Genomic DNA, 8,451 nt, shown 5'->3' with positions numbered 1-8,451 from the left:
CCGTAGGAGCCGTACCCCTGTCGCATCGGCGGTTTGGTGCGGACGGGCTGGGGTAGCGTCGGCCGGTGTGAGCACAGACAACGCAGACGACCACGTCCTCGTCGTCACCGGCGACCCCGTCACCGTCACCGCGGAGGTGGTGACGCGGTTCGCCGAGGCCGTCGGCGCGCCCCCCGGTCAGGCCCCTGCCACCCTGGCCGCCGCCCTCACGGCGCCGGTCCAGCGCGCGGTGATGGGACACCCGGACCTGCGGATCGACCTGTCGCGCACCCTGCACACCGCCCAGTCGTCCGTGCACCACCGGCCCATCGTGGTCGGTGACGTCCTCACCGCCACCGCGACGGTCACCGGCGTCCGGTCCGCGCGCGGCGGGCGCATGATCGGCTTCGACACGGTGCTGCGCGACCCGTCCGGCGCCGCCGTCCAGACCCTGTCCAGTGCGCTGCTCACCGCGGAGGTCGAGGGATGACGACAGGCGATCCGACGACGGGCGATCCGACGACGACGAGGCGACCGGAGCCGGGCGAGCCGATCGGCGCCCGCAGCCTGGAGATCACGCGCGAGGACCTCCGCCGGTACGCGGACGCGTCAGGTGACCACAACCCCATCCACCTGGACGACGACGCCGCCCGCGCGCTCGGGCTGCCCGGAGTGGTCACGCACGGGATGCTCACCTCGGCACTGGCGATCGGGGTCGTGGCCGAGTGGGCCGGGGGAGCGGACCGGGTGGTGGCCACCTCCATCCGGTTCGCCGGTCCGGTGGTGGTGCCCGCCGACGCCCCGGCCGTGCTGGTGGTGGACGGTGCGGTGAAGAAGATCTCAGGCGACGGCTCCACGGCAGATGTCGGACTCGCCGTGACCTGCGGCGGGGCCAAGGTGTTCGGCAAGGCGATCGTCACCGTCGCGATTTAGGGCCACTGCCGGGGCTGTCGTACACTTGCGACGCCCGACCGCCCGCGGTCGCGGCCCACGCTGCCTCAGGCAGCCGCCGACACTGTAGAGTCGAGGCGTTCGTGCGGTCCGCGGTTCGCGAGACGGCACGGGTGGCCGGGAGACCGGCCGAAGGGGCGTAGCTCAATTGGCAGAGCAGCGGTCTCCAAAACCGCAGGTTGCAGGTTCAAGTCCTGTCGCCCCTGCCCTTCCCGCCAGCCACAGTCGACCCGGAGGTACCGCGTGAGTCAGGATCGCGACGACGACACCAGCGGCGCGCGCGGTTCCGACGGCGCGGCCGTCCCCACCGGTGCCCCTGTTCCGACCGGCAAAGCCGGCCGGGGCGACACCACCGTCGCCAGTCGTGTCCGCACCGATGCGGACACCGCGGAGGACACGCGGAACAGCCGCGCCAACCCGTTCCAGTACATCGGGCAGGTCGTCGAGGAACTGCGTAAGGTCATCTGGCCGACGCGCAACCAGATGGTCACCTACACCATCGTGGTGTTCCTGTTCCTGATCTTCATGACCGCGCTGGTCTCCGGCGTCGACTTCGGCGCGGGCAAGCTCGTCGAGCTCGTCTTCGACCGCTGACACCCGCCGCTGGAGGTCCGGGGCGAGAACCGGACCGCCGAACTTCGAGAGGACCGCATTTTCCGTGAGCGACATCGAGCAGAGCCCCGAGTCCGAGGACGTCGAGCAGAGCCCGGCCGCCGCCGAGCAGGCCGAGACCGAGGCGGACGCGGTGCTCGGTGACACGTCGGCGGATCCCTCCGACGCGGCGGTCCCGCCGACCGCGGAGGCCGTGGCGGATGCGATCGACGCCGTCGCGGGCGCCGACGAGTCAGAGGCTGCCGACGAGGCCGAGGCGTCCGACGAGTCAGAGGCGACCGACGCGACCGAGGCCTCCGCCGAGGAGGCTGCGCCCGCGATCGACCCGGTCATCGCCTTCAAGCGTCAGCTCCGCAAGCTCCCGGGCGACTGGTTCGTCATCCACTCGTACGCGGGGTACGAGAACAAGGTCAAGGCCAACCTGGAGACGCGTGCGGTCACCCTCGGGGCCGAGGACAAGATCTATCAGGTCGAGGTCCCGATCGAGGAGTACACCGAGGTCAAGAACGGCCAGAAGAAGGTCGCCAACCGTAAGGTCCTTCCCGGTTACGTGCTGGTCCGCATGGACCTGGACGACGAGTCGTGGGGCGTCGTCCGTAACACCCCCGGTGTCACCGGATTCGTCAGCGCGACCGGGGGCGCGGCCGGTGCGCCCACCCCGCTCTCGCTGAGCGACGTGGCCAAGTTCCTGGCCCCCAAGCCGGAGAAGAAGGCCGCCGCCCCCGGCGGAGAGGCCGAGGGTGGACTGGTCCCGCAGGCCGTCGAGGTGGAGTTCACGGTCGGCGAGTCGGTCACCGTCATGGACGGCCCGTTCGCCACTCTGCCCGCCAGCATCTCGGAGGTCGATCCGACCTCGCAGAAGCTCAAGGTGCTCGTCTCCATCTTCGGCCGCGAGACGCCGGTCGAACTGGGATTCTCGCAGGTCGAGAAGATCGACTGACGAACCCGGTCACGCCGACGGCCCGCCCCGCGCACACCGCGCGGGGCGGGTTCCGTGCTTTCCGCCGCGATTAGGGATCAACCCGATCCCGCGCGTAGAATCTCCAAGGTTGCGCCTACGCGCACACGACAGTCGGCGTCCCACGTGTACAGCGTGGAGCCGAGATCCAGTCGAAGAACCAGGAAGACTGAGGAAGACGATGCCTCCGAAGAAGAAGAAGGTCTCAGGGCTCATCAAGCTCCAGATCCAGGCCGGCGCAGCCAACCCGGCCCCGCCGGTCGGTCCGGCTCTGGGTGCCCATGGTGTCAACATCATGGAGTTCTGCAAGGCCTACAACGCCGCCACCGAGAACCAGCGCGGAAACGTCGTGCCGGTCGAGATCACGGTCTACGAGGACCGGTCGTTCGACTTCAAGCTGAAGACGCCGCCGGCCGCCAAGCTCCTGCTCAAGGCCGCCGGCCTGCAGAAGGGCTCCGGCACCCCGCATTCCGCCAAGGTCGGCAAGGTCTCCATGGACCAGGTCCGCGAGATCGCGCAGACCAAGATGGAGGACCTCAACGCCAGCGACATCGACCAGGCCGCGAAGATCATCGTCGGCACCGCCCGTTCCATGGGCATCACGGTCGAGGCCTGACCTCCACCCCCCGAACATCTGTGGGAGGGCAGCTCAGGCCCGCACCACACCCGACCGTCGCGCGTGAAGACGCGGCAGGAATGGAACTGACATGAGCAAGAACAGCAAGGCCTTCAAGGCCGCAGCTGAGAAGGTCGACCGCACCAAGCTGTACTCGCCTCTGGACGCCCTGGCCCTGGCCAAGGAGACCGGCTCGACGAAGATGGATGCCACCGTCGAGGTCGCCATGCGACTTGGCGTCGACTCCCGCAAGGCGGACCAGATGGTCCGTGGCACCGTGAACCTTCCGCACGGTACCGGTAAGACCGCCCGCGTCATCGTCTTCGCCGCGGGCGAGAAGGCCACCGAGGCCGAGGCCGCCGGCGCCGACGTCGTTGGCTCCGACGACCTCATCGAGCGCATCCAGGGCGGCTGGCTCGACTTCGACGCCGCGATCGCCACCCCGGACCAGATGGCCAAGGTCGGCCGTGTGGCCCGCGTGCTCGGTCCGCGTGGCCTCATGCCCAACCCCAAGACGGGCACCGTCACGATGGACGTGACCAAGGCCGTGGGCGACATCAAGGGCGGCAAGATCACCTTCCGCACCGACAAGGCCAACAACCTGCACTTCATCGTGGGCAAGGCCTCCTTCTCCACGGAGCAGCTCACGGAGAACTACCAGGCCGCGGTCGACGAGGTCATGCGCCTCAAGCCGTCCTCCTCCAAGGGCCGCTACATGCAGAAGGTCACCATCTCCACGACGACCGGCCCCGGCATCCCGGTCGATCCGTCGGCGATCTCCAAGCTCCTCGAGGCGGGCGCCGACTCCCAGTGAGTTGATCTCGCGCCCGCAGGGCCCCGTGACCGGATTCCGGCGCGGGGCCCGCGGCATTTCGAGGCGGCGGCCGCCGCCGCGAAGGCCGACCACGCGCGCTCGCAGCCCCGCTCACCACCACCCATCGTGCCCGGATAGGAGAGGATGTCCTCATGGACAGCTACCCGACGAGGACGGTCGCCGTCCGCGACGTGGCCCTGCGCGACGGACTGCAGCTCACCGACGGTCGGCTGTCCACCGCGTCCAAGGTGACGCTCGTGCGGACGCTGCTCGGGCTCGGTGTGCCGGATCTCGAGGTGGGGTCCATGGCCCGGCCGGATCTCGTCCCGGCGCTCGCGGACACGCTCGACGTCGTCGCGGCCCTGGACGAGGACGAGCGGGACCGCTGCTGGGTGTGGGTGGCCACGCCGGGGCACGTCCGCCGCGCGGCAGACGCGGGTGTCCGCCGCTTCCAGTACTGCCTGTCGGTCACCGACGAGCACAACACCGCCAACATCGGTCGCGACACCGAGACGAGTGTGGCGGCGCTGCCCGATGCGGTGCAGGCCGCCGCCTCGGTCGGCGGGACAGTCCAGCTCTGCCTGGCGACCGCGTTCACCTGCCCCTTCACGGGCCCAGTCGATCCGGAGCGGGTGCTGCGGCTGGTCGCCGACCCGCGCGGGGAGGGAACGGTCGATGTCGTCCTGGCCGACACGCTCGGTCACGCCCACCCGCGTCAGGTACGGGACCTCGTCGCCGCCGTCGTCGAACCGGCGGGCGACCGGCGGATCGTCTTCCACGGTCATGACACGTGGGGGATGGGCGTGGCCAACACGCTGGCCGCGGTCGACGCGGGCGCGCGGATGGTGGACGCGTCGCTCGGCGGCCTCGGCGGCTGCCCGTTCGCCCCCGGTGCCTCCGGCAACACCGCCACCGAGGACGTCCTGTTCGCGCTGCGACCCGACTGGCTCGACCCCGGTCGCTTCCACGCGCTCGTCGGGGCGTCCGACCGGATGCTCGCCGAATTGGGGGAGGACTCGCGCTCGCGTACCGCCGCGGGAGCGCACGGCAACGGCCACCGGTTCGACTGGACCCTGCCCGTTGGCTGACCCTGCCCGCCGGCTGACCCCGTCCGCTGGCTGACCCTGCCCGCCGCGCTGGTCCGTGCGGTCGGATCAGATGACGCCGCGGTCGGCCAGATCGGCCAGGTTCTCGTCGGTGAACCCGAGCAGTTCGGAGTAGACCGCCCGGTTGTCGAATCCCGGTTCGGGCGTCCCACCGCGCCGCACCGACCCGGGGGTGGCGTCCAGGACGGGCACGACCCCGGGGCCGAGGACCGTGTCGTCGACCCCGGGCACGGTGTGGGGAACGAGCATGTCGCGTGCGAGGAACTGCTCGTCCCGGACCACGTCCGCGACGGTGTTGACCGGCCCCACCACGACGCCGGCCGCCTCCAGGACGGTGGCGATCTCCTCGGCCGTGCGCTCCGCGGCCCAGTCGGCGATGATCTCGTCGATCTGGTCCTGATGCACCCCGCGCGCGGAGTGGTCGACGAAGCGCGGGTCCTGCGCGAGCCCGGGACGCCCCATCGCGTCGCACAACCGCCGGAACACGGTGTCCTGGTTGGCGGCGATGATGACCCACACCCCGTCCGCGGCGCGGTAGAGGTTCGACGGGGCGATCCCCTCCAACCGGGTGCCGGACGGGCCGCGCACCACGCCCGCCGCGTCGAAGTCGGGGATCACCGATTCCTGCACCGCTAGGCACGACTCGGTGAGCGCGACGTCCACGACCTGGCCGCGGCCGGTGGTGGCGCGTGCCAGCAGCGCGGCGAGGACGCCCTGGACGGCGAACATGCCGCCCAGGGTGTCGCCGAGGGACAGGGCCATACGCGGCGGGGGCATGTCGGGGAAGCCGTTGAGGTGACGTAGACCCGAGACCCCCTCGGCGACGGAGGCGTACCCCGCGCGGGCGGCCCGGGGGCCGCTCTGGCCGTATCCGGAGACCCGGCCGATCACCAGTCCGGGGTTGATCTCGTGGAGCCTGTCCGGCCCCAGGCCCCATCTCTCCAGGGTGCCCGGGCGGAAGTTCTCGACCACGACGTCGGCGCGGGCGACGAGATCGAGGAAGATCGCCGCGCCGTCGTTGCAGCGCAGGTCGAGGGTGATCGACTCCTTGTTGCGTGCGTGGACGGTCCAGAAGTGGCGGCGACCGTCGCGCTCGCCCTGGCCCCACGTGCGCAGCGGGTCCGGCCGGCCCGGATCCTCGATCTTGACGACCCGCGCGCCCATGTCGCCCAGGAGGCGGCCGGCGAAGGGCCCCGCGATGAGGGTCCCCAGTTCCAGCACCAGCATCCCGGCCAGCGCGCCGACCCGGTGCCGGCCCTCCGTCGTGGACTCCAACGCCTGTCTCCCTTCCTGGTGCGCGCCCCGTCGCGCTCCGTCGCCTTCTCACGGCCGCCGCGGCGTGATGCCGGGGAGTTCAGTGCGCGACCCGCACGGTCAGACCGCGACGTTTGATCCACGCCGAGAACTCGGTGACGGTTCCGCACTCCTCGCCGTCGATCTGGAACGACGCGGGCTTCTCCAGTATCCGGGCCGACACCGCCTCGCCCTGGCGGAAGTCCAGTGGCCGGGTCTCATGGCGTTCCTTGCCCTCCCCGCGGGAGGATCCCCTCCGAAGGACGGGGGCGAGTTGATGCCGGAACGTGTGGTGGACCAGGACCGCGCCGGCCTGCGCCCATCCGAGGGCGCCTTTGGCCCGTATGGCCAACACGTCGAGCAGGCCGTCGTCGATCACGGCGTCGGGCAGCAGGATCATCCCCGCCTGGAGCATCCCGCAGTTGGCCACGAGCAGGGTCCGGGCACGGGTGTGGATCTCCGGCCCGTCGTCGAGCGAGTACTCCACCTTGATCCTGTGCCCCCGGAGCAGGGTGTTGGCGAAGGCGCCGACGTAGGCGAGCCACCCGACCCGGGCCTTGAGGCCGTCATGGGTGCTGGCGATCATGTCCGCGTCCATCCCGGCGCCGAGCATGACGAGGAAGACATCGTCGTGCGCCTGCCCCTCGCCGTCGGTATAGCGGACCATGCCGAGATCGATTCCCCGGCTCCGACCACTCATCGCCACGCGCAGTGCACGGTCCACGTCGTCCAACGGGATGTCCAGGTTCCGCGCGAGCAGGTTGCCCGTCCCGAGGGGGACCACACCCATGGGGATCCCGGTCCCGACCAGTCCCTGGGCGACCGACCGCACGGTGCCGTCCCCTCCGCAGGCGATCACCAGGCCGACCCCACCGGCTCCATCGGCCCCGCCGGCGGCCGCCTCCGCGGCCTGACCGACCCCCGGATCGTCCTCGGTCGTCTCGTAGAACACCGGATCGGTCCACCCGTGCAGGGCCGCCCTCTCCACGGTGCGGCGACGGACCTCGTCGACCCCGGTCTTGATGGGGTTGTAGACGACGGCGACGCGGGACGAGGCGGGAGGCACGGCACCACAGTGTCAGAAACGCGCCCGACCCGCCATTCCCAGGTCTGTCGTCGATTTGGCGGGGGCGGCCCGCCGCCTATACCCTGATGGGGAAGTTTGAACGCCTGCCGGATCAGTCCGTCGGGCATCTGATCAAGTTTCACCGAAGACCGCAGGTCACCGTCCCCGCCGGGGGCGGTCGAAGGGTCCGGGAGCGCCCGGACGGCCCGCGCAGGAGAACACCGGTCAGCGTAGGACACCGCGAGCCACCGCGCCCGCCTCCCCCACGCCCCGTGCCACCTGCGCCCGGGGCGTTCGCGCATTTCTCGGCAGTGAGAAGCAGAGAGGAGGCGAAACATGGCAAAGCCCGCAAAGGTCCAGGCCGTCGAGGAGATCAAGGAGCACTTCCAGAACTCCACCACGGCCGTGGTCACCGAGTACCGCGGACTCTCCGTTCCGCAGGTCACCGCACTGCGCAAGGCGCTGGGTGACTCCGCCACGTACACCGTGGCCAAGAACACCCTGGTCAAGCGCGCGGCGAAGGAAGCCGGTGTCGAGGGTCTCGACGACCTCCTGACCGGCCCCACCGCCATCGCGTTCGTCACCGGTGAGGTCGTGGACGCCGCCAAGGCGCTCAAGACCTTCACCAAGGACAACAAGGCGCTCATCGTCAAGGGCGGAGTGATGGACGGCGCCACGCTGTCCGCCGCCGAACTCGACAAGATCGCCGAGCTCGAGTCCCGCGAGGTCCTCCTCGCGAAGATGGCCGGTGCCCTCAAGGGCAACCAGGCCAAGGCCGCCGGCCTGTTCAACGCGCCCGCCTCGCAGCTGGCACGTCTGTTCGCGGCGCTGCAGGACGAGAAGAACTGACACACCCCACACGTTTCCGGGCCGCGTGACGGTACCGGGACCAACAGAAAGGACGCCACCATGGCGAAGCTCAGCAACGACGAGCTGCTCGAGGCCTTCAAGGAGATGACTCTTCTCGAGCTCTCCGAGTTCGTGAAGCTGTTCGAGGACACCTTCGAGGTCACCGCGGCCGCTCCGGTCGCCGTCGCGGCCGCGGTGACCTCGAAG

At 70.4% G+C, this 8,451-nt stretch carries 10 protein-coding genes, 1 tRNA gene and 1 pseudogene; 10 read left to right on the top strand and 2 right to left on the bottom strand.

Translation table 11 applies throughout. The annotated features are described in order from the left end of the window. The first annotated feature begins 67 nt into the window (after positions 1-67). The 8 genes from hadA (at position 68) to IY392_RS04645 (ending at position 5,018) form a co-directional block, all read left to right on the top strand. Entirely contained in the window at positions 68-469 is a 402-nt protein-coding gene (gene hadA, locus IY392_RS19410; RefSeq protein WP_194860637.1) for a (3R)-hydroxyacyl-ACP dehydratase subunit HadA, read from the top strand. Next, positions 466-912, top strand: a complete 447-nt coding sequence (locus IY392_RS04675) for a MaoC/PaaZ C-terminal domain-containing protein (protein ID WP_194860636.1) — start codon at positions 466-468, stop codon at positions 910-912. Before hadA ends, IY392_RS04675 begins: the two co-directional genes overlap by 4 nt. 151 nt (positions 913-1,063) lie before the next feature. Continuing rightward, a tRNA-Trp gene (locus tag IY392_RS04670) sits at positions 1,064-1,136 on the top strand. 37 nt (positions 1,137-1,173) lie between these two features. Further along, positions 1,174-1,524, top strand: coding sequence for a preprotein translocase subunit SecE (gene secE, locus IY392_RS19560; protein WP_017838120.1), 351 nt, complete (start codon positions 1,174-1,176; stop codon positions 1,522-1,524). Between the two features lie 64 nt (positions 1,525-1,588). Further along, the gene (gene nusG, locus IY392_RS04660) at positions 1,589-2,482 is read left to right on the top strand and encodes a transcription termination/antitermination protein NusG (RefSeq protein WP_017838121.1); all 894 of its coding nucleotides are present in this window, start codon (positions 1,589-1,591) and stop codon (positions 2,480-2,482) included. 199 nt (positions 2,483-2,681) lie between these two features. Next, positions 2,682-3,116, top strand: coding sequence for a 50S ribosomal protein L11 (gene rplK / locus IY392_RS04655; RefSeq protein WP_007631783.1), 435 nt, complete (start codon positions 2,682-2,684; stop codon positions 3,114-3,116). Positions 3,117-3,207: 91 nt separating this feature from the next. After that, entirely contained in the window at positions 3,208-3,930 is a 723-nt protein-coding gene (gene rplA, locus IY392_RS04650; RefSeq protein ID WP_194860635.1) for a 50S ribosomal protein L1, read from the top strand. Positions 3,931-4,082: 152 nt separating this feature from the next. Then, complete coding sequence (locus IY392_RS04645) at positions 4,083-5,018, top strand: hydroxymethylglutaryl-CoA lyase (RefSeq protein ID WP_194860634.1); 936 nt, start codon at positions 4,083-4,085, stop codon at positions 5,016-5,018. Between the two features lie 66 nt (positions 5,019-5,084). On the opposite strand, the gene IY392_RS04640 is transcribed toward IY392_RS04645, so the two are convergent. Together IY392_RS04640 and IY392_RS04635 are read right to left on the bottom strand one after the other, a co-directional pair. Next, complete coding sequence (locus IY392_RS04640; protein ID WP_194860638.1) at positions 5,085-6,263, bottom strand: CaiB/BaiF CoA-transferase family protein; 1,179 nt, start codon at positions 6,261-6,263, stop codon at positions 5,085-5,087. A gap of 127 nt (positions 6,264-6,390) precedes the next feature. After that, a complete protein-coding gene (locus tag IY392_RS04635; RefSeq protein WP_194860633.1) occupies positions 6,391-7,395 on the bottom strand; it encodes a diacylglycerol kinase family protein in 1,005 nt (334 codons plus the stop codon). Positions 7,396-7,731: 336 nt separating this feature from the next. Between IY392_RS04635 and rplJ the strand changes: the two genes are divergently transcribed. After that, complete coding sequence (rplJ, locus tag IY392_RS04630) at positions 7,732-8,244, top strand: 50S ribosomal protein L10 (protein ID WP_107757109.1); 513 nt, start codon at positions 7,732-7,734, stop codon at positions 8,242-8,244. Between the two features lie 60 nt (positions 8,245-8,304). Next, positions 8,305-8,451 (top strand): annotated as a pseudogene (locus IY392_RS04625) (50S ribosomal protein L7/L12); the annotation flags it as partial.

Origin of the sequence: Dietzia sp. SYD-A1, from assembly GCF_015356725.1 — a bacterium.
Classification (GTDB): domain Bacteria; phylum Actinomycetota; class Actinomycetes; order Mycobacteriales; family Mycobacteriaceae; genus Dietzia.
The sequence above is the reverse complement of the archived record's forward strand: the minus strand, read 5'-3'. Positions and strand labels throughout refer to the sequence as shown.

What these genes read in the sequence shown, in the direction of transcription:
- IY392_RS04675 (WP_194860636.1), top strand. Translation starts at nt 466, where the DNA reads ATGACGACAGGCGATCCGACGACGGGCGATCCGACGACGACGAGGCGA.
- IY392_RS04645 (WP_194860634.1), top strand. Translation starts at nt 4,083, where the DNA reads ATGGACAGCTACCCGACGAGGACGGTCGCCGTCCGCGACGTGGCCCTG.
- rplJ (WP_107757109.1), top strand. Translation starts at nt 7,732, where the DNA reads ATGGCAAAGCCCGCAAAGGTCCAGGCCGTCGAGGAGATCAAGGAGCAC.
- IY392_RS04640 (WP_194860638.1), bottom strand. Translation starts at nt 6,263, where the DNA reads ATGCTGGTGCTGGAACTGGGGACCCTCATCGCGGGGCCCTTCGCCGGC.
- rplA (WP_194860635.1), top strand. Translation starts at nt 3,208, where the DNA reads ATGAGCAAGAACAGCAAGGCCTTCAAGGCCGCAGCTGAGAAGGTCGAC.
- rplK (WP_007631783.1), top strand. Translation starts at nt 2,682, where the DNA reads ATGCCTCCGAAGAAGAAGAAGGTCTCAGGGCTCATCAAGCTCCAGATC.